Genomic DNA, 24,975 nt, shown 5'->3' with positions numbered 1-24,975 from the left:
GTTTGTGCTCGTGGGAACCAGAACCTCAAGGTTACCGGCCGTCACGCTCCATCACCGCATCCGCACCACCCGCGCGCCCGCCCGACGGTCGAGCGGCGGTCGGCGACATAGGATCGGGACGATGCCCAGCCCCAGTACGCCCGGTGGCCGTACGTTCAGCGACGCTCTTCGCTCCCGCAGCGACGAGGACCTGGTTGCGCTCCTGCTCCGCCGCCCGGACCTGGGCCGCCCGTCGCCCTCGACGCTGCGCTCGCTCGCAGCCCGCGCCTCCAGCCGCACGAGCATCGACCGCGCGCTCGTGCGGCTCGACGTGCTCGAGGTCCAGGTCCTGGAGGCCGTGGTGGTGCTCGGGGAGGGGTCCGCGTCCCCGACCGGCGCGCCGCTCGACCCCACCGCCCTGCTCGCAGCACTCACCGAGGAAGCGGGGGACGAGCCCGACGCCGACCTCGTGCTCGCCGCGCTCGACCGGCTCGTCGAGCAGGCGCTGGTGTGGGACGCGGCCGCGAGGCCGGGCGGTCCGGCCGTCGACCTGCGCCCGTCGCCGGGCCTGGCCGAGGCGCTCGGCCCGTACCCGGCCGGGCTCGGCCCGCGCGGTCGACGCGTCCCCGCCGACCTGGGCCGTGAGCTGGCCGACGCGCCGCCCGGGGCGCGCGAGATCCTCGCGGCGCTCACGTGGGGCCCACCTGTCGGCGTGGCCCCGACCGCGGACCCTCGGGGCGTCACCGCGACCCGGTGGTTGACCGAGCGCAGCCTGCTGCTGGGCTCCGACGAGCGCCACGTCGTCCTACCGCGCGAGGTGGCCCTGGCGCTGCGCGGCGGGCGCACCCACGCCCGGGTCGACGCCCGGCCCCCGCGCCCCGAGGCCCCGCAGCGACCCGAGGCGACCGTCGCCGCCGAGTCGGCCGACGCCGCCCGCGAGATCGTGCGGCACGTGTCGCACGTCGTCGCTGCCTGGCGTCTGGACCCGCCGAGCGTGCTGCGCTCGGGCGGCCTGTCGGTCCGGGACCTGCGCCGGCTCGCCCGCGAGCTCGGGACGCACGACGAGGCGGCCGTCCTCGCGGCCGAGCTGGCCTTCGCCGCGGGGCTGGTGGCCGACGACGGCGACGACCCGCCGTCGTACGCCGTCACCGTGGCGGCCACGGACTGGGCCGAGCAGACCCTGTCCGCGCGGTGGGCCGTGCTCACGGCCGCGTGGGGGGCATCCCCGCGCACCCCGTGGCTCGTGGGAACGCGCGACGAGAAGGGCGCCCGCCGCTCCCCGCTCGAGCAGGACATGCACCGGCCGTGGGTGGTGCGCCTGCGCCGGGCCGTGCTCGACGCCCTCGCGGCGCAGCCCGGTGCGGCGCTCGACGAGGACGCCGTGCTCGAGGTCCTGCACTGGCACACCCCTCGCGCCGCGCCGCCCGCCCAGGCGGTGCGCGGGCTGCTGCGCGAGGCCGAGGCGCTCGGCGTGACCGGGGTCGGTGCGCTCGCACCGCAGGGCGTCGAGCTCTGCCGGGTCCTGGCGGGGTCCCCCGAGCCGGCCGACGGCACGGAGCCGACGACGGCGCCGGTGCCGATCGAGCGCGCCGCCGGTCCGGGTGGGGGCGGCGGCGCGACCGCCGCGCTCGCGGCGGCGCTCGAGGGGGTCCTGCCCCCCGAGGTCGACGACCTGCTCCTCCAGGGCGACCTCACGGGCATCATCCCGGGCAGGCCGTCGGGCGACCTCGAGCGGCTCGTCGACGCCGTCGCGGAGGTCGAGTCGCGCGGCGCCGCGACGACGGTCCGGTTCACGCCCGACTCGGTGGTGCGCGCCCTCGACCAGGGTCGTGGCGCGGAGGACCTGCTCACCGACCTCGCCGCGCACTCGCGCACCCCGCTCCCCCAGCCGCTGGAGTACCTCGTGCGGGACACCGCGCGCCGCCACGGCCGGCTGCGCGTCGGTGCGGCCATGAGCTACGTCCGCGCGGAGGACCCGGTGCTGCTCACCGGCCTGGTCGAGGACCTCTCGCTGCGGCACCTCACGCTCGTGCGGATCGCCCCCACGGTGCTCGTCGCGCACGCCCCCGCCGCGGACCTGCAGGACGCCCTGCGCGCGCACGGCCTGGTCTCCGCGGTGGAGGGGCCGGACGGCCGGGTGCTGCGCACCGAGGACCAGCACCCCCCGGCCCGGCCGGCGCCACGGCGCGGCGGCTTCCGGGGGCGGCAGGTCGAGGTGACGAGCCCGCGGGCCGCGGCGGAGCGGCTCGTCGCCCAGCTGCGGGCCACCGGGCGCACCGACGACGCCCAGCGCACGGGGCCCGGCCCGACCACGGACGGTGGCGACGGCCCTCGCCGCGGCGGGACCGACGTCGGGCAGGGTCCGTGGGGCGGGCCGGAACGGGCCCGCGTGCGGGAGGGCTCCGGAACAACGGACCCCGCCGACGCGTTGTCGCTCCTGCGCGAGGCGATCGACGCAGGCACCATGGTCTGGTTGGAGGTCGTGGGGCCGCAGGGCTCGCCGGCACGCCGCCGGGTGCGGCCCGTCACGCTCGAGGCGGGTCGCCTGCGCGCACAGGATCTCGTGCGGGACGCCGAGCTCACGGTCGCGGTCCACCGCATCGCGTCCGTCACCCTTGACCTACCCGACGACCCCGACGACGGGTCGTCGGCATAGAGCACCCGTCGCCGACAGGTGCTCTCCCTCGTGCAGAAGGAGACGCATGAACGACGGCCCCCTCATCGTGCAGAGCGACAAGTCGCTGCTGCTCGAGGTCGACCACCCCCGCGCCGGTGAGGCGCGTCGTGCGATCGCGCCCTTCGCCGAGCTGGAGCGCGCGCCCGAGCACGTCCACACCTACCGGCTGACGCCGCTCGGGCTGTGGAACGCGCGCGCCGCCGGGCACGACGCGGAGCAGGTCGTCGCCGTCCTCCTGGAGTACAGCCGCTACTCGGTGCCGCACGCCCTGCTCGTGGACGTCGCCGAGACGATGTCGCGCTACGGGCGCCTCACCCTGTCCCAGCACCCGACGCACGGCCTCGTGCTAGAGGCGACCGACCGCGCCGTCCTCGCCGAGGTCCTCAAGTCCAAGCGCACCGCCGGTCTCGTGGGCGAGCGGGTCGACGACCTCACCGTGCTCGTCCACCCGTCCGAGCGCGGCCACCTCAAGCAGGTCCTCGTCAAGCTCGGCTGGCCCGCCGAGGACCTCGCCGGGTACGTCGACGGCGAGAAGCACGCCATCGAGCTCACCACGACCGTCCCGCCGCGCGTGCCCGACGGTGCGGACCCGTCCGACGCACCCGGCAAGCCCTGGGAGATGCGCCCGTACCAGGCGCAGGCCGTCGAAGGGTTCTGGCACGGCGGCTCCGGCGTCGTCGTGCTGCCGTGCGGCGCCGGCAAGACGATCGTCGGCGCGGGCGCGATGGCCAAGAGCGGGACGACCACGCTCATCCTCGTCACCAACACCGTCAGCGCCCGGCAGTGGCGCGACGAGCTCGTGCGGCGCACCAGCCTCACCGAGGACGAGATCGGCGAGTACTCGGGCGCCCGCAAGGAGATCCGCCCGGTGACGATCGCGACCTACCAGGTGCTGACGACCAAGCGGAAGGGCGTCTACACGCACCTCGAGCTGCTCGACGCCCGCGACTGGGGCCTCGTCGTCTACGACGAGGTGCACCTGCTGCCGGCGCCGATCTTCCGCATGACCGCGGACCTGCAGGCGCGGCGCCGGCTCGGGCTCACCGCGACGCTCGTGCGCGAGGACGGCCGCGAGGACGAGGTGTTCAGCCTCATCGGCCCCAAGCGCTACGACGCGCCGTGGAAGGACATCGAGGCGCAGGGGTACATCGCGCCCGCCGACTGCGTCGAGGTGCGCCTCACGCTCCCCGAGTCCGACCGCATGACGTACGCGACCGCCGAGCCCGAGGACAAGTACCGCCTCGCGGCGAGCGCCACGGGCAAGAACCGGGTGGTCGAGCAGATCGTCGCCCAGCACCCGGACGACCAGGTCCTCGTCATCGGCCAGTACATCGACCAGCTCGAGGAGCTCGCCGCGCACCTCGACGCGCCGCTCATCACCGGCGCGACGACGGTCCGCGAACGCCAGCGCCTGTTCGAGGAGTTCCGTTCCGGCGAGATCAACCGGCTCGTCGTGAGCAAGGTCGCGAACTTCTCCATCGACCTGCCCGAGGCGTCCGTCGCGATCCAGGTGTCCGGGTCGTTCGGCTCCCGCCAGGAGGAGGCGCAGCGCCTGGGGCGGATCATGCGCCCCAAGGCCGACGGCCGCACCGCCCACTTCTACGCCGTCGTCGCCCGCGACACCGTGGACCAGGACTTCGCCGCGCACCGGCAGCGCTTCCTGGCGGAGCAGGGCTACGCCTACCGCATCGTGGACGCGGAGGATCTGGGCATCTCCGACACTGCGCAGTAGAGGGTGGGTCCGCTGTCTCGTCATCGGCAGCAAGGACCCGCCCGGCGCGGTTGACGGCGCGCTCGCGACGGCACCGAAAGGGACCGGACCCGCGCGTTCGGGCGGGTGAGAAGCCTGCCGGGCGGTGGTCGTGGATTGCGCGGGGGTGCGGCGTGGGAAAGGATCACGAGGTGACCTTGATGCCCGCGTCGCTGCGCGCGCCCTGGCGGTTGACCCTCCTGAGCGCGGCCCTGCTCACCCTGCTCCTCGCCCTGGCGACGGGGGGTGCGAGCGTGGCCCGCGCCGAGCCCCCGCTCGACGTGGACGGGGAGATCACGGACTCGGCGGGCGTGCTGGGCGGTGAGACCGACGACGTGCAGGCGGCGATCGACCGGCTGGCGGACGAGACGGACCTGCAGCTCTTCGTGGTGTTCGTCGAGACGTTCGACGGGCTCGACGGCGCCGGGTGGGCCGACGCCACGGCGAACGAGTCCGGGCTCGGCACCAACGACCTGCTGCTCGCGGTCGCGACCGAGGAGCGCCGCTACGGGCTGTCGTACGACACCAACGTCGCGCTGTCGTCGTCGGACCTCGACCGGATCGAGTCCGCCACCGAGGACGAGCTGCGCGAGGACGCCTGGGCGGGTGCCGCGATCGCGGCCGCCGACACCACGCGGGAGGCCGCGGGCGGTTCGGGCTCGGGGACCTCACCGGTGCTCGTGCTGCTGCTGATCGGCGCCGTGGTGGTCGTGGGGGTGTTCGTCGTCCGCGCGTTCCTGCGCCGCCGCAACGGCTCGACGGGCGGCGCGCAGGGTGCCGGGGCGGACGAGCTCTCGGCGCTGCCGACGCCCGAGCTCGACCGCCGGGCGAGCTCGGCGCTCGTGGCGGTCGACGACGCGATGAAGACGTCGGAGGAGGAGCTCGGGTTCGCGCAGGCCCAGTTCGGGCTCGACGCGACCGGGGAGTTCGCGGCCGTCCTCGACGCGTGCACGGCGAAGGTCGGCCGGGCTTTCGCCCTGCGTCAGCAGCTCGACGACGACGTCCCCGAGACCGAGCCGGTCGCGCGCACGATGATGGTGCAGATCATCACGCTGTGCGACGAGGTGGACGACGCCCTCGACGAGCAGTCCGAGACCTTCGACGAGCTGCGTGACCTGCAGGCCCGCGCGCCCGAGGTGCTGGACGCGACGGACCGGCGCGCCGGGGAGATCGAGGGTCGGCTCGACGCCGCGCGCGCCACGCTCGCGACCCTCGCGACCACCTACCCCGCGACGGCGCTCGCCTCGGTCTCGCAGAACCCCGACCAGGCCGCCGCCCTGCTGGCCGGCGCGCGCGAGACCGTCGCGCAGGGGCGCGCCGCTCTCACCACCGACGACCGGGCGACCGCGGTGACGCTCGCGCGCGCGGCGGAGAACGCCGTCGGGCAGGCCGTCACGCTCCTCGACGCGGTGGACCGCGCAGGGTCCGACCTCGCGGAAGCGGGCACACGCCTGGACCGCGCGGTCGCCTCGATCACGGCCGACATGGCCGACGCCGGACGCCTCCTGCCCGGCGACCCGGCGGTCGCACCGCTGGTCACCGAGGCCCAGGCGGCCGTCGCGAACGCCGGGAGCGTCCGCAGCGGGGGCGACCCCATCGCGGCGCTGCGGCGCCTGACCGACGCCGAGGCCGCGCTCGACGCGGCGCTCGCCCCGCACCGCGAGCAGGCCGAGCACGCCGCCCGGGCGAGCGCGCTGCTGCGCGAGACCGTGGGCCGGGTCGAGTCCCAGATCCGGGCCACGAACGACTTCATCGAGACGCGGCGCGGCGCCGTCGGGCCCGAGGCCCGCACCCAGCTCTCGGAGGCGATCCGCCTGCTCGGCGAGGCGCGCACGCTCGCCCCGACCGACCCGGTGACCGCCCTCACCCACGCGCAGCAGGCCGACGCACGGGCCCAGTCCGCGACGCAGCTCGCCCAGCGCGACGCCTCGTCCTGGTCCCAGCAGGGCGGCGGCTACGGCACGGGCGGTGGCTCCGGCGGCGGCAGCAACGTCGGCGGCATGATCCTCGGCGGCATCCTCCTCGACCGCATGCTCGGCGGCGGGAACCGCGGCTACGGCGGCGGGTACGGAGGCGGCGGGTTCAGCGGCGGCGGGTTCGGCGGCGGCGGGTTCGGCGGCGGCGGGTTCGGCGGCAGCAGCCGGGGCGGTAGCCGCAGCCGCAGCAGGGGCGGCAGCCTCGGGAGCTCGGGCCGGTCGTCCGGCGGCCGCTCGTCGGGCGGGCGCTCGTCCGGTGGCCGGTCCTCGCGCGGAGGCCGCTTCTGACCTTCAACCTCGCACGTCAGCCAGCACCGTCAGCAGTGATCGACACCTGAGAGAGGGACATCCCCATGGCGCAGAAGCAGAGCATCTTCGGACGAATCAGCCAGCTCGCGAAGGCGAACATCAACGCGTTGATCGACGGCGCAGAGGACCCGCAGAAGATGCTGGACCAGCTGGTGCGCGACTACACGAACAACATCGCGGAGGCGGAGCAGGCGATCGCACAGACGATCGGCAACCTGCGCCTCGCGGAGCAGGACTACAACGAGGACGTCTCTGCCGTGCAGGAGTGGGGCCAGAAGGCCCTCGCGGCCTCTGCCCAGGCCGACCGCTACCGCGCCGGCGGCGACACCGTCAACGCGGACAAGTTCGACCACCTGGCGAAGGTCGCGCTCGGCAAGCAGATCGCCGCCGAGTCCGAGGTCCGCCAGGCCGAGCCGCTCATCACGTCTCAGCGCGAGACCGTGGAGAAGCTCAAGTCCGGGCTCGCCCAGATGAAGGACAAGCTCGGCCAGCTGAAGTCGAAGCGCGACTCGCTCGTGGCCCGGCAGAAGAGCGCCGAGGCGCAGCAGACCGTCCAGGGCGCGCTCAGCTCGATCAACGTCCTCGACCCGACGAGCGAGGTGTCCCGCTTCGAGGAGATGGTGCGCCGCGAGGAGGCGCAGGCGCTGGGCCAGGCCGAGGTCGCGGCGTCGAGCCTGGACGCCCAGTTCGCCGAGCTGGAGTCGTCGGGCGAGTCGATCGAGATCGAGGCACGCCTCGCGGCCCTCAAGGGCGGGCCGACGTCGACCGCCCCGCAGATCACCCCGACGGCCGTGACGCCGGTCGAGGACGCTCCGCAGCCCGAGACCTGGTGACGCCCGGGGCGTGAACCTCGCGACGGTCGACGAGGGCCGGTGACCGAGCAGGTCATCGGCCCTCGGGCTGTCAGGCGTCGAGCGGTACGTAGTCGATCTCGAGGAAGTCCTCGACCTCGGGGACCCAGCGCTCGGCGACGAACGCGCGGTGGTCCGGGTGCGCGTCGTACGCCCGGTAGGCGTCGGCGTCGTCGAACTCCATGGAGAACCCGAAGTGGTAGTCGTTCTTGGGGCTGGTCTGGCGCAGCTGCTCGAACCGGTGCACGCCGGGAATCCCGGCGAGCACACGGGCATCGGTGAGGAACGAGGACTCGGCGTCGGACCCGGGGGCGTGACGGAGCCGGAACACGACGGTGTGGCGGATCATCCACCCACCCTACGGGTCCGCTGACCGTCTAGGCTGACCCCATGTCGGACTCCCCCACGTCGAACGGTCCCCTGCTCGTGCCCTCTGCCGCCTCGCCGGCACCCGAGCGCCGCACGTACCTGATCGTCGACGGGGAGAACATCGACGCGACCCTCGGGATGAACGTCCTGGGCCACCGGCCCAACCCGGAGGAACGACCCCGGTGGGACCGGATCGTCGACTTCGCCCAGAACCTGTGGGGCCAGCCCGTCACGCCCCTGTTCTTCCTCAACGCGTCGTCCGGGCAGATGCCGATGGCGTTCGTCCAGGCGCTGCTCGCGATGGGCTACCGGCCCATCCCGCTGGCCGGTTCCGGCTCGGAGAAGGTCGTCGACATCGGTATCCAGCGCACGCTGGAGGCCCTGGACTCCCGTGCCGGCGACGTGCTGCTCGCCAGCCACGACGGTGACTTCATCCCCCAGGTGGAGGGCCTGCTGGACGACGGCGACCGGCGCGTCGGCCTGCTGTGCTTCCGGGAGTTCGTCAACGCCCGCTTCACCGAGCTCGCCTCGCGGGGCCTCGGCTTCTACGACCTCGAGGACAACGCCGGCGCGTTCACGACGATGCTGCCGCGCGTGCGGATCATCCCGCTGGAGGAGTTCGACCCGCTGCGCTACCTCTGAACCGCGGGGCGTCCGGCCCGCGCCTCGGGTCCCCGAGGCGCGGGTCAGCCGCGCAGGTCGCGGTACAGCGGGGTGGGGAACGACGCCGTCACCCCGTCACCTCCCAGGAGCGCCGCGAGGCGGGTGGCCTCCGCGGCGACGGCGGCCTCGGCGTCCCGCCCGACGTCCTCGAGCAGCCGGACCGCGGGCTCGCCGCCGGGTCGCACCACCCACGCGCCGACGATCCGACCCTCCCACCAGGTCGTCGCCCCGGCGTTGCCCGCGGTATCGAAGAGCTGCGCGCGGTGAGGGCCGAGATACCAGTCGCGCGCCGCCCAGCCCATCGTCGTCGGGTCCAGCGCGGGCAGCAGCGCCACGTGGCCCTCGAGCGGGATCTCGGCAGGCTCGGGCAGGTGCGTGCCGCGCAGCATCACGCCGTCGCGGACCTCCGGTGCCCCACCTGACCCGATCTCGAGCTCGACGGCCGTCACGTCGAGCTCGGCGAGGGCCGCGCGCGTGTGCCCGAGGTTCCAGCCGGTCCACCACCGCAGGTCCTCGACCGTCGCCGGACCGAAGACCTCGAGCCAGGCCCGCGCCAGGGCCGTGCGGGCGGCGACCTCGTCGACGGCCGGGAGGCCGTCGGGAAGCCACTGCTCGACGGGCGTCCACACGTGCCGGTTGGAGGCCCAGCTCCCCCGGGGCTCGCCACGGACGACGACGCCCTCGGCGGACAGCAGCGAGAGCAGCTGGGAGGTCATCGAGCGGCGCACGTCCCACGCCTTGTCGGTGGTCGGCAGGAACGCCGTGCGCAGGGCTGGCACCACCCGCGACAGGCTCGCCCCGTCGAGCGGACCGTGCTCCGCGAGGGCGGCGTGCACCTGGGCCTCGACGTCGGCCAGGAACGACGTCGCGTCGTCCACCGGCGGGTCGGTGGGAAGTGTCGCGAGCTCCTTGAGCAGGCGCGCCCGCAGCCGCCGGGCGACCGCGGCACCGGCCGCTGCGTGCACGAGCGGCACGGCCTCGCGCCGCACGACGAACATCGTGCGGCGCATCGCGAGCACCTTGACGAGGGTGCGGCGCTCGTAGAGCGCGTCCCGCACGTCCGCGAGCGTGAGACCCGGCACCCGCGCGAGGACGGAGAGGTACACCGTCGGCGCGTCGGTCGCGTGCAGCGCCAGGAGCCGGTCCACGACGTCCTCGGGTGAGCGTGCCGCCGGCAGACCGGGGTGGTCGTCCGCGAGCGCGAGCTGGCGCGCCACGAGCTGGCGTCGTCGTTGGTCCACCGTGATCCGCACGAGCGCCATCCTGCCGCACCCGACCCCACGCACGACCGCCGCGGGTCGCTCGGCGGGTCAGGCGTCCACCGCGGTTCAGACCTGCACCGCGGTCAACGGCGTGCCGGTGTCGACGTAGAGCCTGCCGCCGGGGACGAGCGCGGCGCGCAGGCAGGCGAGAGCGGGCTCGTAGAGGTGGGGGTGACGCCCGTCGAGCGCGCCGACGCGGCAGGCGAACGCGAGGTCGAACAGGTCTTCCCCGGCCGGGAGCCGGAAGTCCTCCACCGGCGCACAGAGCGTCGACAGCGTGCCGGCCGCGACGAGGTCCGCGCACCCGTGCTGGGTGCGGGCGACGCCCGCCGGCGACCGATCGACCACCAGCACGTGGCCGCGCGGGCCGACCCGCGCCGCCACCTCCCGCGCCGCCGCACCCGGCGCTCCCCCGACCTCGATGACTCGCGCACCGGCGCGGAGCGGCAGGGCGTCCACGACGCGACGGAGCCGTGGTGACAGGTCGCTGACCATGGTGGGGCCCGATCGTCGTTCCTCCCGCGGACCGAGCGGTGCGCGCAGGTCGAGCCTGCCCTCCCGCCGGCTCGTCGACCACCGGACGTGCCGGTGACGTGGATCCCCCGCCTCCCGCAGGACGTTCGGTCACGATCTGATTAACCGCTTGACCACGTCGCGTGGAGGCCCTATCGTCCTGCGTAACCGATTAACCAAACGATGGGGTGAGGATGAGCCAGCGCGGGTTCTACCAGCCGAAGGGCGCATGGGTCGGGGACGTCATCCCCTGGCAGGAGGGTGAGGCGTTCCACCTCTTCTACCTGCACGAGTCGCGCAACGTCCCGCAGGACGGCATGCCGTGGCACCGCGTGGTGACGGAGAACCTCGTCGACTTCCGCGAGGCCGGCGAGGCCCTGGCGTCCGGCGGTCCTGCCGCCGAGGACTTCAACGTCTACACCGGCAGCATCGTGCTCGACGGCGACGGCACGCACCACGCCTTCTACACCGGCCAGAACCCCGCACGGACGGGGCCGGACGGGCGGGCGCTGCAGGTGGTGATGCACGCGACGAGCCGTGACGGGATGCAGACCTGGCAGCGGCACGCGTCCGACACCTTCGGCGCGACCGCCGGCTACGAGACCGGGGACTGGCGCGACCCCTTCGTCCTGTGGGACGAGGACGCGCAGCTCTGGCGGATGCTCATCACCGCACGCCACGCCGAGGGCCCTGCGCGGCGACGCGGCGTGATCGCGCAGTGCACGTCGCGCGACCTCACGACCTGGGAGGCCGCCGCGCCGTTCTGGGACCCGCGCCGATACATCGCGCACGAGTGCCCCGAGGTGTTCCAGTGGGGCGAGTGGTGGTACCTCGTCTACTCCGAGTTCAGCGAGACCTTCACGACGCGCTACCGCATGGCGCGCAGCCTGGACGGTCCGTGGATCGTCCCCGAGCACGACACGCTCGACGGGCGCGCGTACTACGCGGCCAAGTCGGCCGAGCGAGACGGCCGCCGGTTCTTCTTCGGCTGGATCGCCTCCCGCGAGGGGTCGCACGACGACGGCGCCTGGCAGTGGGCCGGGACCCTGTCCGTGCTCGAGGCCGAGCAGCGAGCGGACGGGACGCTCGCGCTGCACCCGACCGCAGAGCTGCGGGAGACGTTCGCACGACCGGTCGACGAGCTCGTCGCCGGGACGACCCTGCGCGCGCCCGACGGCTACGCGGACGTCCTGACCCCGGCCGACGCGCCGACCTCGTTCCGGCTCGTCGCCCGCTTCCACATCACCCCGCGCACGAGCGAGTGCGGTGTGCTGCTGCGGGCGAGCGCCGACGGCGACGAGGGCTACGCGCTGCGCCTCGAACCGCAACGCGGGCGCCTGGTGCTCGACCGCTGGCCGCGTCGCACGACCGGTGCCGAGCAGTGGCAGATCTCCGGCGACGTGCCGTTCGCCGTCGAGCTGGAGCGCCCCTGCTCGCTCGAGCCCGGGGACCACGAGATCGAGGTGATCGTCGACGGCGACCTCTGCGTCGCGACCGTCGACGACGCCACGGTGCTGAGCACCCGCCTCTACGACCGGCCGACCGGCCGCGTCGGCGCCTTCGTGGGCGAGGGCGTCGTCACGGTCGACGAGCTCGTCGTCTTCGCCCGCGGCAGCGACGAGACCGCGCCCGAGCGGTCGGAGGAAAACCTCGTCGCCGCTGTGCCCTAGCAGTTCCGCCCTACCCGACTCCCGCCCGCCGTTGAATCAAAGGAGATTGTGACCATGTCCCGCACCACGCGCAGAGCGCCAGCCCTCGCCGTCGCCGCAGCCCTCGTGCTCTCGAGCTGTGCCGGCGGGTCCACCGGCGCCGACCCCACCGACGTCGACCCTGACGGCGAGATCGTCGCCCGCGAGATCGCGTGGCTGCTGTCACGCCCGGCGGACGGCGGGGTGATCACGACGATGGAGCAGATCGCCGACGAGTACGCCGAGGAGCACCCCGGCTTCTCGCTCAACCTCATCACCACGCCCGACCGCCCGTCGTACATCCAGAAGTACGAGACGCTCGCCGCCGCGAACAAGCTGCCCGAGCTCTTCGACACCGACGCGACCCCGTTCGCGCAGAAGCTCGCCGATCAGGGGCGGATGGTCGACGTCGACGTGCTGCTCGACGACCTCGGCCTCGCCGACGACTACCGCGAGGCGGCCCTGAACTACCAGCGGTTCGACGACGGCTCGCTGTACATGGTGCCGTTCGAGTTCCAGCTCGAGTTCTTCTGGTACAACTCCGCGCTCTTCGACGACGCGGGCGTCGAGATCCCGGCGACGCTCGACGACTTCCCGCAGATGTGCGAGGCGCTCCGCGCCGAGGGCATCACGCCGATCGCGCTCGACGGTCAGGACCAGTGGCCGCTGGAGCGGTACATGGCCTACTACCCGTTCCGGATGGCGGGCCCGGACTACGTCCAGGAGCTGAAGAACGGTGACGCGTCCTTCGCCGATCCCGCCGGCAGGGCGGCCGCGGAGTGGCTGTACGGCCTCGGCCAGGCAGGGTGCTTCCAGGAGGGCTTCTCGTCGACCGGGTACGCGGACGCGCAGGCGCTCTTCACGTCGGGTCGCGCCGCCGTCTACAACATCGGGACCTGGGAGCTGAGCAACCTCGCCACGGAGTCGCTCGACCCCGCCGTGCGCGACACGGTCGACTACTTCACGCTGCCGACCATCGACGGTGCCGTCACGGCCGACGACGAGTACGTCACGCCGTCCGGCATCGGCATGGCCGTCAACGCCCGGACGTACGACCCGCTCGTGCGGGACTTCCTCGCCTTCGCGCTCGAACGGTACCCCACGATCTACGCGGCGACCGGCGCGCTGTCGCCGACGACGACGGCCGAGACCGTCATCCCCGACGACGCGACCGAGCTGTACGCACGTGCCGTCGAGGAGGCGGACGCGGTGGGCCCGGCGATCGCGATGCCGTGGGACACCCAGCTCGACCCGGCGACGAACACGCGGCTCCAGCAGGAGCTGACCCTCCTGGTCCAGGGTGACATCACACCGGACGAGTTCATCGAGACCATGGATGCGAGCCTCGCGGAGAACAGCGATGGCTGAGATCACGCACACCGGGGTGGGCGAGGCGCGTCCGCGTCCGCCCCGGCGGCGGACGCCGATGAGGACGTCGATGCTCCCTCGTCGGTCCGCGCTCTCCGTGGCAGTGTTCCTCGTGCCGCCGCTCCTCCTCTACGGCGCCGCGGTGCTGCTGCCGATCGTGCAGTCGCTGGTCCTGAGCCTGTACAGGTGGGACGGCATCACCGACATGACGTTCGTCGGGCTCGACAACTACGTCAAGATGCTCACCCGCGACGACGTCTTCTGGACGTCGTTCGGGAACGCGCTCGGCTACCTGGCGATCTGCCTCGTGCTGCAGCTCGGCGGCGCGCTGGTCGTCGCAGCGCTGCTCACCGCGCTCCCCCGGGCGCGCGAGCTCGTCAAGACGCTCTACCTGCTGCCCGCGGTGATCTCGACCGTCGCGATCGCCTTCCTGTTCCTGCGCATCTACTCGCTCGAACCGCTCGGGCTGCTGAACCAGATCCTCGGGTGGGTCGGCCTGGAAGGCCTGCAGACGGCGTGGCTCTCGAACGTGCAGACGGTGCTGGCCGCGGTCTCCGTCCCGGAAGGCTGGCGGTTCACCGGGCTCTACATGCTCATCATCTACGCGGCCCTCATCGCGGTGCCGCGCGAGCTCGAAGAGGCCGCACGCCTCGACGGCGCCTCGTGGTGGAAGGTGTTCTGGCGCATCCGCTTCCCCTACATCCGGCCCGTGTGGATCACGACCACGGTCATGGCGACGACGTTCGCCCTCCGCGGCTTCGACATCCCCTACCTGCTCACCAACGGTGGCCCCGGCCAGGCGTCCGAGCTGCTGACGACCTACATGTACAAGACGGCGTTCGTCCACACCGACTACGGCTACGCGAGCGCGATCTCCGTCTTCATCGTCGTCGAGTGCCTGGTCGCCGTCGGCCTCATCTTCCTCCTGCTCCGTCGAAGGGACGACTCGTGACCACCCCCGTCCTCACCGCGCCGGCCACCCCCGCGCAGCCGGCACAGCCGGGCCCGCGCAGGGCCCCGGTCCGCTCCTCGAGGCACCAGGTGCAGCGCACGCTGCTGACCGTCACGGTCGTGCTGATCGTGATCGTGCAGGTGTACCCGCTCGCGTGGCTCTTCCTGACGAGCTTCCGCACGGCGACGGACTTCGCGTCCGGCAACCCGTTCGCGCTGCCGTCCGAGTTCACCCTCGACAACTACGCGAGAGCCTTCGCGACGGGCGACCTCGGGCTGAACATCCTCAACAGCCTCGTCGTGACGCTCGGAGCCAGCGCCCTCATCGTCGTCGCGGGCATGATGGCCGCCTACGCCCTCCAGGTGCTCGGGTTCCGCTTCAGCGGGTTCGTCCGTGCGCTGTTCCTGCTCGGCATCATCGTGCCCGTCCAGATCGCGCTCGTGCCGCTGTTCATCGACTACTCGCGCGTCGGGCTGCTCGACACGCACCTGTCGATGATCATCCCGCTCGCGGCGTTCTCGCTGCCGATGGCCGTCTACCTGTTCTCGTCGTTCTACCAGTACATCCCCCGGGAGATGTACGAGGCCGCGTCCCTCGACCGGGCAGGTCCCTACCGGATCTTCGCCCAGATCACGTTCCCGCTGTCGCTGAACACGATCGTCACGGTCGTGCTGGTCAACAGCATCTTCATCTGGAACGACTTCATCTTCGCGAACACCTTCGTGCTCTCCGACGGGCTCAAGACCATCCCGCTCGGCCTGCAGAACTACATCGGCGCGATGGGCAACACTGACTGGACGGCGACTTTCGCGGCAGTATGCGTCACGGTGACACCGTTGCTGCTGGTGTTCCTCGTCCTGAACAAGGCGATGATCAACGGTCTCGAGAGCGGAGCGACCAAGGGATGAAGGCCTCGGAGCACGGCAAGAACGGCGCGCCCGTCACGATGCGTGACGTCGCCAAGGTCGCGGGCGTGTCCGTGGCGACCGTCTCGCACGTCGTGAACGACAAGCCCGGCGCACGCATCGGTGACGACGCCCGACGCCGGGTCCAGGAGGCGGTCGTCCAGCTCGGGTACCGGCCGAACGCGCTCGCGAAGACGCTCTCGCGCGGGAGCTCGCGCTTCATCGGCCTCGTCGCGGACGCGATCGCCACGACCCCGTTCGCCGGTCAGATCATCCACGGCGCGCAGGACGAGGCGTGGAAGCACGGTTACGTCCTGCTCGTCGCCAACACCGACGGCAACACCGCGGCCGAGGTCGAGGCGATCGCCATGATGCTCGAGCACCAGGTCCACGGGATCCTCTACTCGACCTGGTACCACCGCGAGATCGTCGTCCCCGAAGCCCTGCACCAGACCGACACGGTGCTGGTCAACTGCTTCGCCGACGGGAGCGGCCTGCCCGCCGTCGTCCCCGACGAGGAGCAGGGCGGACGCACGGCGACCGAGGGCCTGCTCGCGGCCGGCCACCGCCGGATCGCGTTCATCAACACGACGACGCCCTCGCCGGCGCAGAGCGGACGCCTCGCCGGGTACCGCTCCGCGCTCGAGGCCGCGGGTGTCGCCGTCGACGAGTCGCTCGTGCTTCCCGCCGCGCCCGAGCAGGAGGGCGGGTACGCCGCGACGGCCAGCATCGTCGACTCGGGCGCGACGGCCGTGTTCTGCCACAACGACCGGGTCGCGATGGGGCTCTACGACGGCCTGCGCGATCACGGTCTGCGCATCCCGGACGACGTCGCCGTCATGGGTTTCGACAACCAGGACGTCATCGCCGCCCACCTGCGCCCCCCGCTGTCGACGGTCGCGCTCCCCCACTACGAGCTCGGCGCCGCCGGCGTCCGGGTGCTCCTCGGCCGCCAGGCCGCGGACGACGCGCGTCCCCAGCGCATCGCCTGCCCGCCGGTCCGGCGACAGTCGATCTGAGGTGACGACCGTGCGCACCGCACCTCGGGTACCGCGACCCGCGTTCCACTTCGCGCCCCAGCGCCACTGGATGAACGACCCCAACGGGCTCGTCGTCCACCGCGGCCTGTGGCACCTGTACTTCCAGCACAACCCGGAGGGCTCGCACTGGGGCAACATGAGCTGGGGCCATGCCACGAGCACCGACCTGGAGCACTGGACCGAGCATCCCGTGGCGCTGCCCTACCTGCCCGGCGAGCAGATCTACTCGGGTTCCGTGGTCGCGCCGCGGCCCGGTGACGAGGACCTGCTGACCGCGTACTACACGAGCGCCTACGACGACGACCACCAGGCGCAGTCGAGGGCGACCAGCCGCGACGGCGGCTTCACCTGGGAGCTCGACCCCGACAACCCGGTGCTCGACCGCGGCACGAGCGCGTTCCGCGACCCGAAGGTCGTCCGCGTCACCGACGACGCCGGCGGCGTCCGGTGGATCATGCTCTGCGTCGAGGCCGACGACCGGCAGGTCCTGTTCTACGCGTCGGACGACCTGCGCTCGTGGGAGCACCTGAGCACCTTCGGCCCGCTCGGCGACGAGCACGTCGTCTGGGAGTGCCCTGACCTGATCCCGCTGGCCGTCGACGGCGACCCGCACGACGTCCGGTGGGTGCTCACGCTCAGCACCAACCCGGTCGGTGACCACGCCGACCCCGAGGGCTCGTCGATGAGCTACGTCGTCGGGCACTTCGACGGGGTGAGGTTCACGGCGGACGAGCCACGGCTCGTCCGGCTGGACCACGGCCGTGACTTCTACGCGGGCGTCACCTTCGACGGCGCTCCGGGCGGGGCCGCGATCATGCTCGGCTGGATGAGCAACTGGCGCTACGCCGACACGTTCCCCTCGGCGCCGTGGCGGGGCGCGATGTCCCTGCCCCGTCGGCTCTCCCTGCGCACGATCGAGGGCGCACCGCGCCTCGTGCAGGAACCGCCGGGCTTCGTCCGGGCGCACCTGGCCCGTGCGACCCGGACCACCGTGCTCGGCGCCGCGCAACCCCGCGACGTCGCACTGAGCGACCACGCGCTCGTCGAGCTCCGGTGGGACCCTGCGTCGACCGGGGCCCTCCGGCTCGGGCTGCAGGGCGAGGGCGACGCACGGGTGGACGTCGAGCACACGCCCGGGTCCGGGACGCTCCGGATCACGCGGAGCGGCAGCGCGGCGGAGTCGGTGCATCCCGACTTCCCCTGGTCGAGCACGGTCGCGCTCGACGCCGCGGCGCCCGCGCGGCTGCTGCTGAGCCTCGACGGGCCGCTGCTGGAGGTGTTCGTCAACGACGGGGAGTCGACCGTGTCGAACCTCGTCGTGCTGGGCAGCGGCTCCACGACCATGACGCTCGACACCGAGCGGCACAGCCCGGTCACCCTTACCGCGGTCGACGTCCCCGTCCCGGACGGAGCGGGTGCACCCGTCCTCGCCGACCGAGCCGACGCGCTCGCCTGAGGCGAGCCACCCCTAGCACCGCCGACAGACCGAGGCGGGCGCACCGGCGCGCCCGCGCAACCGAGAGGAATCAGCGATGACGCATGGCATCTCACGACGGACCGTCCTGCAGGGCGCAGGAGTCGGGGCGCTCGCCCTGTTCATGGGCGGGGCCTTCCCCGTCGCAGCGCAGGCCCAGACCTCGCTGCGGGCGAGGTACCACATGACACCACCCTCGGGCTGGCTCTGCGACCCGCAGCGGCCGGTCACCACGAACGGCGCCTACCAGCTGTACTACCTGCACTCGGACCAGAACAACGGCCCGGGCGGCTGGGACCACGCGACGACCGCCGACGGTGTGTCCTTCACGCACCACGGCGCGGTGATGCCCCTGCAGCCGGACTTCCCCGTGTGGTCCGGATCGGCCGTCGTCGACACGGCCGACACGGCCGGTTTCGGCGCCGGGGCCGTCGTCGCCCTCGCGACGCAACCGACCGACGGCGTCCGCAGGTACCAGGAGCAGTACCTCTACTGGTCGACCGACGGGGGCTACACCTTCACCGCGCTGCCGGACCCGGTCATCGTCAACGTCGACGGCCGCACCGCGACGACCCCCGCGGAGATCGAGAACGCCGAGTGGTTCCGCGACCCGAAGATCCACTGGGACGTGACGCGCGGCGAGTGGGTGTGCGTCATCGGGCGGGCGCGCTACGCGGCGTTCTACACCTCCCCGAACCTGCGGGACTGGCAGCTGCAGCGCAACTTCGACTTCCCGAACACCGCGCTCGGCGGCATCGAGTGCCCCGACCTGTTCGAGATGACCGCCGACGACGGCACCCGCCACTGGGTGCTCGGCGCGAGCATGGACGCCTACGGCGTCGGCCTGCCGATGACCTACGCCTACTGGACGGGCACCTGGGACGGCGAGCAGTTCATCGCGGACGACCTGACGCCGCAGTGGCTCGACTGGGGCTGGGACTGGTACGGGGCCGTGACGTGGCCCAAGGCCGACGCACCGGACGAGCGCCGTCTGGCGATCGCCTGGATGAACAACTGGAAGTACGCCGCCCGCGACGTCCCCACCGATGCGACGGACGGCTACAACGGTCAGAACTCGATCGTCCGCGAGCTGCGCCTCGACCGGCAGCCGGGCGGTTGGTACAGCCTGCTCAGCAGCCCCGTCGAGGCGCTGGCCGCCTACGCCACCGCGACGACGACGCTCCCCGACCGGACCGTCGACGGCAGCACGGTCCTGCCGTGGAACGGGCGCGCGTACGAGCTCGAGCTCGACATCGCGTGGGACGCGGCGACGAACGTCGGTGTGTCCGTCGGCCGGTCCGCCGACGGCTCCCGCCACACGAACATCGGCAAGTACGGCGACGAGCTGTACGTCGACCGCGGGCCCTCGGACCTCGGCGTGTTCTCGCTGGTGCCCTACACCCGCGCCGCCGCGCCGATCGACGCGAACGCCCGCTCGGTGCACCTGCGCATCTTCGTCGACACCCAGAGCGTCGAGGTGTTCGTCAACGCCGGGCACACGGTGCTCTCCCAGCAGGTGCACTTCACCGCGTCGGACACCGGCATCTCGTTCTACACCGACGGTGGCCCCGCGAGCTTCACCGGGATCACGATCCGGGAGTTCGGCACGGCGGTCTAGCTCTCGAGGTCAGCCCGGGCCGAGGACGTTCCCAGGCGACTACCAGACGACGCGCGCACACTGGGAGGATGAGCACACCCGAGGCGCGCCTGGTCGTCGTCGACGACGAGCCCAACATCCGTGAGCTGCTCTCGACGTCCCTGCGGTTCGCGGGCTTCGAGGTCTTCGCGGCAGACGACGGTGCGAGCGCGCTCGCCCTGGTGCGCGACGTCGAGCCCGACCTCGTGGTCCTCGACGTCATGCTCCCCGACATGGACGGGTTCACCGTCACGCGTCGGATGCGCGAGAAGGGCCACCACACCCCGGTCCTGTTCCTCACCGCGCGCGACGACACCCAGGACAAGATCCAGGGCCTCACGGTCGGCGGCGACGACTACGTGACCAAGCCGTTCAGCCTCGAGGAGGTCGTCGCCCGTATCCGCGCGGTGCTGCGTCGTACGCACGCCGAGCCCGTCGACGACGCGGTGCTGCGCTTCGCAGACCTCGAGCTCGACGAGGACTCGCACGAGGTGCGCCGTGGGGGCCAGGAGGTCGACCTGTCCCCCACGGAGTTCAAGCTGCTGCGCTACCTCATGCTCAACTCCGGCCGGGTGCTCTCCAAGTCGCAGATCCTCGACCACGTGTGGCAGTACGACTGGGGCGGCGACGCGAACATCGTCGAGTCGTACATCTCCTACCTGCGGCGCAAGATCGACAACCTCACCGTGCCGGGCCCGGACGGCGGCGAGGTTCCCGTCACGCCGCTCATCCACACCAAGCGCGGCGTCGGGTACCTGCTGCGCCAGCCCCCCGGCGCGACCGGCGGCGCCGCACGGCCATGAGCGCGCCGACCACCCGGGCCACGACGACGCACCCGCCACCACCACCCCCACCCGGCCCGACGATGCAGCGCCCCTACGGCAGGCCCGTCCCGTCACGCTGGAGCAGGCTCGACCGCACCCCCCTGTGGGCACGACTGGTCGCGATCATCGTGCTCCTCCTCGTCGCCGGACAGGGCATCGCCGCGCTCGCGACGACGACCGTGGTCTCGAACTACCTCGTGGACCAGGTCGACGAGCAGCTCTCACGGACCGCGCAGGACCTCGCGAACAAGCCCTTCCAGACCTTCCCGGGCAGCTCCGCGAGCATGCCCTCGGACTACTTCGTGCTGTACCGCTTCGCCGGTGGCTCGGAGGCTGAGCGGCGGACGGAACGCACCGTGGAGCGCTACGGGACCCCGGACATCCCCGCGCTCTCCGAAGCGGAGATCCGAGCCCTGGACGGCGAGCCCTTCACCGTCGACTCGATGTCCTCCCCGCTGGGCGCCCCGACCGACCCGACGCAGTGGCGCGTCATCCCGCTCACCCGGTCGACGACGACGGGAACCGTGGACAGCGCCTTCGTCGCGCTACCGCTCACGGGGATCCACGAGACGGTCAAGTTCCTCGGGCAGGTCCTGGCCGTGTCGGCTCTCGGCATCGCGCTCATCGGGGGCGCGGTCGCGTTCCTCGCCGTCCAGCGCGCGCTGCGTCCGCTGCGCGAGATCGAGGAGACGGCGGCGGGCATCGCGGCAGGAGACCTCGCCCGGCGTGTCCGCCCGGCGCCGCCCACGACGGAGGTCGGCAGCCTGGCCGCGTCGCTCAACGCGATGCTCGCGCAGATCGAGCAGGCGTTCGCCGCCCAGGAGGCGTCCGAGGAGCGGATGCGGCGGTTCGTCTCGGACGCGAGCCACGAGCTGCGCACACCGCTCGCGACCGTGCGCGGGTACGGCGAGCTCTACCGCATGGGCGCGCTCGACACCCCCGAGAAGGTCGACGACACCATGGGTCGCATCGAGGACTCGGCCACCCGCATGGGGACCCTCGTCAACGACCTGCTGGCCCTCGCGCGGCTCGACGAGGGCCGCCCGGTGCGCCACGAGCCCGTCGACCTTCTGGCGCTCGCCCGCGACTCCGCCCAGGACCTGCACGCGCTCGACCCGGAGCGCGAGGTCACCGTGACCGGGCCCGACGGCGGTCCCCCCGCCCCGGTGCGGGTGACCGGCGACGAGGACCGGCTCCGGCAGGTCCTGGCCAACCTCATCGGAAACGTCGCGCGCCACACCCCCGCCGGGTCTCCCGTGGAGATCGTCGTCGGCGACGGCACCGAGGAAGGGAGAGGTGCCGACGACGAGGGCTTCGCCGTCCTGCAGGTCCGCGACCACGGTCCGGGCGTGTCCGCAGAGCAGGCCTCCCGGATCTTCGAGCGCTTCTACCGCGCCGACTCCTCGCGCAACCGGTCGTCGGGCGGGTCCGGGCTGGGTCTGGCGATCGTCGCCGCGATCGTCGGGGCGCACCAGGGCAAGGTGTCGGTCGAGGCGACCGACGGCGGCGGGCTCACGGTGTCCGTCCGGCTGCCCCGGGCGGACTACGATGGCGGATCGTCGGCTCGCTGGACGTAGGCTCGAGAGAGCGACACACCGATAGATCACCTGTTCCCGTCGAAAAGGCAAACTCATGGGCGTCACCAGTCTTGACGCACCGCAATGGTTCCTCGCGTCCTGGACGCGCAGCTGCGTCGGCGCAGGGGCCACGGCTCCCGCGAACGAGATCCGCGCCGTCGGGCAGCAGCTCCTCGACCGCTGGGACCAACCGGGCCGCTCGTTCCACAACCTGCGCCACCTCGCCGAGGTCCTCGGCCGGGTCGACGAGCTGTCCGAGGAGACCCACGACCCCGACCTCGTCCGGCTCGCCGCCTGGTACCACGGCGCGGTGTTCGACGCGAAGGACAAGGCCGCCTACTCCCACAAGGGTGGTGAGGACGAGACGGCGAGCGCCCGCCTCGCGCTCGAGGAGCTGACGGCGCTCGGCGTCCCCGAGGCGTCGGCTCGCCGCGTGGCCCACCTCGTCAACGCACTCGTGCGGCACGCTCCCGACCCGACCGACTTCGACTGCGCCGTGCTGTGCGACGCGGACCTGTCGATGCTCGCCTCGGAGCCCCAGCGGTACAAGGAGTACCTGCGTGACGTGCGCAGCGAGTACGCGCACATCCCCGACGACCGCTACGTCACCGCGCGCATCGCGATCCTCACCAAGCTCTTGGACCGGGCGAGCCTGTTCTCGAGCCCGCTCGGAGCGGCGTGGGAGGAACCCGCCCGACAGAACCTCGATGCCGAGCTGCAGCGCCTGCACAAGGCCCGTCGCAAGCTCGAGGCACAGGCAGCGGCGCAGACAGAGGCCGCGCAGACAGAGGCGCAGCCGACGACGCCAGAACAGGCGTCCACGAGCGGCTGACCCTGCCACCGGCGCACGCCGGTCCACAGACGTCCTACGGACGTGGTTGTCCACAGGTTGCTCTCGGCGCCCGGCACGCACGTCCCCTCCTCCCCTACCGTCGTTGCTACGAGGCCGGGACACCCCGACCTCGCCACGACACAGGGGCACCCGCGACGGGTGTGGCCAGGACGGAGCGACATGAGCAGGTACGAGGTCGACAGCGCACGGGTCGCGCAGGCCAGCGGGGCCGTCAACGGGTCGGTGACCGCGATCCGGGCCGAGGTCGGTGCCATGATGCGGCACCTGCAGGACCTCCAGTCGAGCTGGCGCGGCGGCGCCGCGACCGCCTTCACCGGGGTGATGGGTCAGTGGCAGACGACGCAGACGCAGGTCGAGACGTCGCTCGACGCGATCACCGCCGCGCTCGGCTCCGCCGCGCAGACCTACGCCGACGCCGAGTCACAGGCCTCGCGCCTCTTCACCACCCGCTGAGGTCGGTGACCGGCACGGGACTCGCGGCTCACGACGCGAGGTAGGCCCGCCACGACGCGAGATGCGTGATGTCGTGCCCGTCGTCCGCGGCCTCGGCCGTGCAGCCGAACCCGGTGACGACCTCGCCGTCGTCGAGGGTCACGGGTCCGAGCGTCATGGGTGCGGGCAGCGCGGCGAGGAACGCCCCGAGCGCACCTGCGGACAGCTCGTACAGCTCGCCCTCCACACCGGCGCCCTCCCCCGGGCTCGTGGGTACCAGACCCGGCTTGGGCGGCACCGTCGACAGCGCGACGAGCCGGTACGCGTCGGCCGTGCGGACCGGACGGACCATACGCGCCCCGAGGTCCTCGAGCTGGTGGTGCAGGGGCTGCCCCCGCAGGTGCGCACCGACGACGAGGAGACGCGCGACCGGCGTGCCTGCCGCCACCGCGATGCTCGGCGACACCGCGGTGCTCGGCGACACCGCGGTGCTCGGCGACACCGCGGTGCCGGGCGCCGAGCCGCACCAGCGCTCGGCGAGGTCGAGCGCCAGGTCGTCGTCCGCCGTCCTCGCCACGACCGTCACACCGAACGGCCGCTCGGTCCCGGCCGCGCCCACGCTCCCCGCCGGCACCGAGACCGCCGCCAGGTCGAGGAGGTTGACGAAGTTCGTGTACGTCCCCATGCGCGCGTTGATCGCGACGGGGTCGCGGAGGACGTCCGCGATGGTCGGGTGCTCGGTGGTCGTCGGTGTGACGAGCAGGTCCACGCCGTCGAGCAGCTCGGTGAGCACCGCACGCGCGGCGTCGAGCTGGGCGCGGTCCGCGACGTACGCGTGGGCGGGGACGTCGCGTCCGGCGCGGATGATGGCCGCGACCGTCGGGTCGAGGTCAGGCGCGCCCGACTCGACGGCCGGTCCCACGGCCGCGTACCGCTCCGCGACGAGGGCGCCGTCGTACAGCAGGCGGGCGGCAGCCAGCAGCGGCTGCACGTCGATCTCCACGACACGTGCACCGAGCGCCTCGAGGCGGGCGGGCACGTTGGTGAACGCCGCGCGGTAGGCCGGTTCGAGCGGTTCGAGGTCCTGTGGCCGAGGTACCCCGACGACGGGGGCCTGACGCAGGCCGAGACGGGCGTCGGCGGGTGCGGTCCGACGTCCGCCCGTCATGATCGCCGTCGCGCGGCGGCCGAGCGCGACGTCCCGGCTGAAGGTCGTCACGACGTCGAAGCTGCGGCAAGCGGGCACCACACCCTCGGTCGGGACGAGGCCGGGGGTCGTCTTGATGCCGACGATCCCGTGCAGGGCGGCTGGCACGCGGCCTGACCCGGCAGTGTCCGTCCCGAGAGCGAGGTCCACGACGCCGAGCGCCACCGCCACCGCCGACCCGGAGCTCGACCCGCCGGACACCCGCTCGGGGTGCGTCGCGTGGCGCACCGCCCCGTACGGGCTGCGCACCCCGACGAGCCCGGTGGCGAACTGGTCGAGGTTCGTCTTGCCGACCACGACGACGCCCGCGGCGACCAGACGCTCGACGCACGGCGCGGACCGCTCCGCGACGGTCGCGTACGACGGCGCGCCGGCCGTCGTCCGCAGACCCGCGACGTCGATGTTGTCCTTCACCGCGAGCAGGAGGCCCGCGAGCGGCAGGTCCTCGCCGCGGCGCACCCGCGCGTCGAGCCGGGCCGCCTCGGCGAGCAGGTCTTGCGCACCGCGCAGCGTGATCCACACCTCCGGGCGATCCACCTCGTCCAGGCGCGCCAGGGCACGGTGCACCCGCTCGACGACGGGTCCGGGCGTGTCGTCGCGGACGAGGTGGGGGCCATCGGTGCTGGTGAGGTCGTGCGTGGTCGTCATGCGGGTGCCTCCTCGGGCGGAC

General features: G+C 72.8%; 20 protein-coding genes. 16 read left to right on the top strand and 4 right to left on the bottom strand.

Features of this window, described 5'->3' with window-relative positions; translation table 11 throughout:
- Positions 1-121 precede the first annotated feature (121 nt).
- The 4 genes from OHL10_RS12585 (at position 122) to OHL10_RS12570 (ending at position 7,524) form a co-directional block, all read left to right on the top strand.
- On the top strand, positions 122-2,635 hold the full coding sequence (locus OHL10_RS12585; protein WP_265522562.1) for a helicase-associated domain-containing protein: 2,514 nt from the start codon (positions 122-124) through the stop codon (positions 2,633-2,635).
- 46 nt (positions 2,636-2,681) lie between these two features.
- On the top strand, positions 2,682-4,388 hold the full coding sequence (locus tag OHL10_RS12580) for a DNA repair helicase XPB (RefSeq protein WP_265522561.1): 1,707 nt from the start codon (positions 2,682-2,684) through the stop codon (positions 4,386-4,388).
- 179 nt (positions 4,389-4,567) lie between these two features.
- Positions 4,568-6,670 (top strand): TPM domain-containing protein, encoded by a 2,103-nt coding sequence (locus OHL10_RS12575; protein ID WP_265522675.1) that lies wholly within the window; start codon positions 4,568-4,570, stop codon positions 6,668-6,670.
- Positions 6,671-6,735: 65 nt separating this feature from the next.
- Entirely contained in the window at positions 6,736-7,524 is a 789-nt protein-coding gene (locus OHL10_RS12570) for a PspA/IM30 family protein (RefSeq protein ID WP_265522560.1), read from the top strand.
- A 70-nt stretch (positions 7,525-7,594) separates the two neighbouring features.
- Here OHL10_RS12570 and OHL10_RS12565 read toward each other — a convergent pair whose 3' ends face one another.
- A complete protein-coding gene (locus OHL10_RS12565; RefSeq protein ID WP_265522559.1) occupies positions 7,595-7,891 on the bottom strand; it encodes a Dabb family protein in 297 nt (98 codons plus the stop codon).
- A gap of 158 nt (positions 7,892-8,049) precedes the next feature.
- Here OHL10_RS12565 and OHL10_RS12560 point away from each other — a divergent pair, with 158 nt between their 5' ends.
- Positions 8,050-8,553 carry an NYN domain-containing protein gene (locus tag OHL10_RS12560; protein ID WP_265522674.1) on the top strand — a complete coding sequence of 168 codons (504 nt, stop codon included), beginning with the start codon at positions 8,050-8,052 and terminating at the stop codon, positions 8,551-8,553.
- Between the two features lie 44 nt (positions 8,554-8,597).
- On the opposite strand, the gene OHL10_RS12555 is transcribed toward OHL10_RS12560, so the two are convergent.
- Positions 8,598-9,827, bottom strand: a complete 1,230-nt coding sequence (locus OHL10_RS12555) for a winged helix DNA-binding domain-containing protein (protein ID WP_265522558.1) — start codon at positions 9,825-9,827, stop codon at positions 8,598-8,600.
- Positions 9,828-9,902: 75 nt separating this feature from the next.
- Positions 9,903-10,331, bottom strand: coding sequence for a class I SAM-dependent methyltransferase (locus OHL10_RS12550; protein ID WP_265522557.1), 429 nt, complete (start codon positions 10,329-10,331; stop codon positions 9,903-9,905).
- A 212-nt stretch (positions 10,332-10,543) separates the two neighbouring features.
- Between OHL10_RS12550 and OHL10_RS12545 the strand changes: the two genes are divergently transcribed.
- From OHL10_RS12545 to OHL10_RS12495, 11 genes are all read left to right on the top strand, one after another.
- Positions 10,544-12,019 carry a family 43 glycosylhydrolase gene (locus tag OHL10_RS12545; RefSeq protein ID WP_265522556.1) on the top strand — a complete coding sequence of 492 codons (1,476 nt, stop codon included), beginning with the start codon at positions 10,544-10,546 and terminating at the stop codon, positions 12,017-12,019.
- Between the two features lie 54 nt (positions 12,020-12,073).
- A complete protein-coding gene (locus tag OHL10_RS12540; RefSeq protein ID WP_265522555.1) occupies positions 12,074-13,405 on the top strand; it encodes an ABC transporter substrate-binding protein in 1,332 nt (443 codons plus the stop codon).
- Positions 13,406-13,475: 70 nt separating this feature from the next.
- Complete coding sequence (locus OHL10_RS12535) at positions 13,476-14,357, top strand: carbohydrate ABC transporter permease (protein WP_265522673.1); 882 nt, start codon at positions 13,476-13,478, stop codon at positions 14,355-14,357.
- A complete protein-coding gene (locus OHL10_RS12530) occupies positions 14,354-15,265 on the top strand; it encodes a carbohydrate ABC transporter permease (RefSeq protein ID WP_265522554.1) in 912 nt (303 codons plus the stop codon). The genes OHL10_RS12535 and OHL10_RS12530 overlap by 4 nt, the downstream gene beginning before the upstream one ends.
- Complete coding sequence (locus OHL10_RS12525) at positions 15,262-16,281, top strand: LacI family DNA-binding transcriptional regulator (RefSeq protein ID WP_265522553.1); 1,020 nt, start codon at positions 15,262-15,264, stop codon at positions 16,279-16,281. The genes OHL10_RS12530 and OHL10_RS12525 overlap by 4 nt, the downstream gene beginning before the upstream one ends.
- Before the next feature lie 10 nt (positions 16,282-16,291).
- Positions 16,292-17,758, top strand: coding sequence for a glycoside hydrolase family 32 protein (locus OHL10_RS12520; RefSeq protein ID WP_265522552.1), 1,467 nt, complete (start codon positions 16,292-16,294; stop codon positions 17,756-17,758).
- A 76-nt stretch (positions 17,759-17,834) separates the two neighbouring features.
- Positions 17,835-19,394 (top strand): glycoside hydrolase family 32 protein, encoded by a 1,560-nt coding sequence (locus OHL10_RS12515; RefSeq protein WP_265522551.1) that lies wholly within the window; start codon positions 17,835-17,837, stop codon positions 19,392-19,394.
- Between the two features lie 68 nt (positions 19,395-19,462).
- Positions 19,463-20,215, top strand: coding sequence for a response regulator transcription factor (locus OHL10_RS12510; RefSeq protein ID WP_265522550.1), 753 nt, complete (start codon positions 19,463-19,465; stop codon positions 20,213-20,215).
- Complete coding sequence (locus tag OHL10_RS12505) at positions 20,212-21,813, top strand: sensor histidine kinase (RefSeq protein WP_265522549.1); 1,602 nt, start codon at positions 20,212-20,214, stop codon at positions 21,811-21,813. The genes OHL10_RS12510 and OHL10_RS12505 overlap by 4 nt, the downstream gene beginning before the upstream one ends.
- 55 nt (positions 21,814-21,868) lie before the next feature.
- Positions 21,869-22,645, top strand: coding sequence for an HD domain-containing protein (locus tag OHL10_RS12500; protein ID WP_265522548.1), 777 nt, complete (start codon positions 21,869-21,871; stop codon positions 22,643-22,645).
- A 180-nt stretch (positions 22,646-22,825) separates the two neighbouring features.
- The gene (locus OHL10_RS12495; protein WP_265522547.1) at positions 22,826-23,119 is read left to right on the top strand and encodes a WXG100 family type VII secretion target; all 294 of its coding nucleotides are present in this window, start codon (positions 22,826-22,828) and stop codon (positions 23,117-23,119) included.
- A gap of 28 nt (positions 23,120-23,147) precedes the next feature.
- Here the strand turns inward: OHL10_RS12495 and atzF are convergent, their stop codons facing one another.
- A complete protein-coding gene (atzF, locus tag OHL10_RS12490) occupies positions 23,148-24,953 on the bottom strand; it encodes an allophanate hydrolase (protein ID WP_265522546.1) in 1,806 nt (601 codons plus the stop codon).
- Positions 24,954-24,975: the final 22 nt, after the last annotated feature.

Origin of the sequence: Oerskovia flava (assembly GCF_026163685.1) — a bacterium.
Classification (GTDB): domain Bacteria; phylum Actinomycetota; class Actinomycetes; order Actinomycetales; family Cellulomonadaceae; genus Oerskovia_A; species Oerskovia_A flava.
Note: the sequence above shows the minus strand (reverse complement) of the source record. Positions and strands in the feature narration are given on the sequence as shown.

What these genes read in the sequence shown, in the direction of transcription:
- OHL10_RS12585 (WP_265522562.1), top strand. Translation starts at nt 122, where the DNA reads ATGCCCAGCCCCAGTACGCCCGGTGGCCGTACGTTCAGCGACGCTCTT.
- OHL10_RS12580 (WP_265522561.1), top strand. Translation starts at nt 2,682, where the DNA reads ATGAACGACGGCCCCCTCATCGTGCAGAGCGACAAGTCGCTGCTGCTC.
- OHL10_RS12575 (WP_265522675.1), top strand. Translation starts at nt 4,568, where the DNA reads ATGCCCGCGTCGCTGCGCGCGCCCTGGCGGTTGACCCTCCTGAGCGCG.
- OHL10_RS12570 (WP_265522560.1), top strand. Translation starts at nt 6,736, where the DNA reads ATGGCGCAGAAGCAGAGCATCTTCGGACGAATCAGCCAGCTCGCGAAG.
- OHL10_RS12565 (WP_265522559.1), bottom strand. Translation starts at nt 7,891, where the DNA reads ATGATCCGCCACACCGTCGTGTTCCGGCTCCGTCACGCCCCCGGGTCC.
- OHL10_RS12560 (WP_265522674.1), top strand. Translation starts at nt 8,050, where the DNA reads ATGAACGTCCTGGGCCACCGGCCCAACCCGGAGGAACGACCCCGGTGG.
- OHL10_RS12550 (WP_265522557.1), bottom strand. Translation starts at nt 10,331, where the DNA reads ATGGTCAGCGACCTGTCACCACGGCTCCGTCGCGTCGTGGACGCCCTG.
- OHL10_RS12545 (WP_265522556.1), top strand. Translation starts at nt 10,544, where the DNA reads ATGAGCCAGCGCGGGTTCTACCAGCCGAAGGGCGCATGGGTCGGGGAC.
- OHL10_RS12540 (WP_265522555.1), top strand. Translation starts at nt 12,074, where the DNA reads ATGTCCCGCACCACGCGCAGAGCGCCAGCCCTCGCCGTCGCCGCAGCC.
- OHL10_RS12535 (WP_265522673.1), top strand. Translation starts at nt 13,476, where the DNA reads ATGCTCCCTCGTCGGTCCGCGCTCTCCGTGGCAGTGTTCCTCGTGCCG.
- OHL10_RS12525 (WP_265522553.1), top strand. Translation starts at nt 15,262, where the DNA reads ATGAAGGCCTCGGAGCACGGCAAGAACGGCGCGCCCGTCACGATGCGT.
- OHL10_RS12515 (WP_265522551.1), top strand. Translation starts at nt 17,835, where the DNA reads ATGACGCATGGCATCTCACGACGGACCGTCCTGCAGGGCGCAGGAGTC.
- OHL10_RS12510 (WP_265522550.1), top strand. Translation starts at nt 19,463, where the DNA reads ATGAGCACACCCGAGGCGCGCCTGGTCGTCGTCGACGACGAGCCCAAC.
- OHL10_RS12505 (WP_265522549.1), top strand. Translation starts at nt 20,212, where the DNA reads ATGAGCGCGCCGACCACCCGGGCCACGACGACGCACCCGCCACCACCA.
- OHL10_RS12500 (WP_265522548.1), top strand. Translation starts at nt 21,869, where the DNA reads ATGGGCGTCACCAGTCTTGACGCACCGCAATGGTTCCTCGCGTCCTGG.
- OHL10_RS12495 (WP_265522547.1), top strand. Translation starts at nt 22,826, where the DNA reads ATGAGCAGGTACGAGGTCGACAGCGCACGGGTCGCGCAGGCCAGCGGG.
- atzF (WP_265522546.1), bottom strand. Translation starts at nt 24,953, where the DNA reads ATGACGACCACGCACGACCTCACCAGCACCGATGGCCCCCACCTCGTC.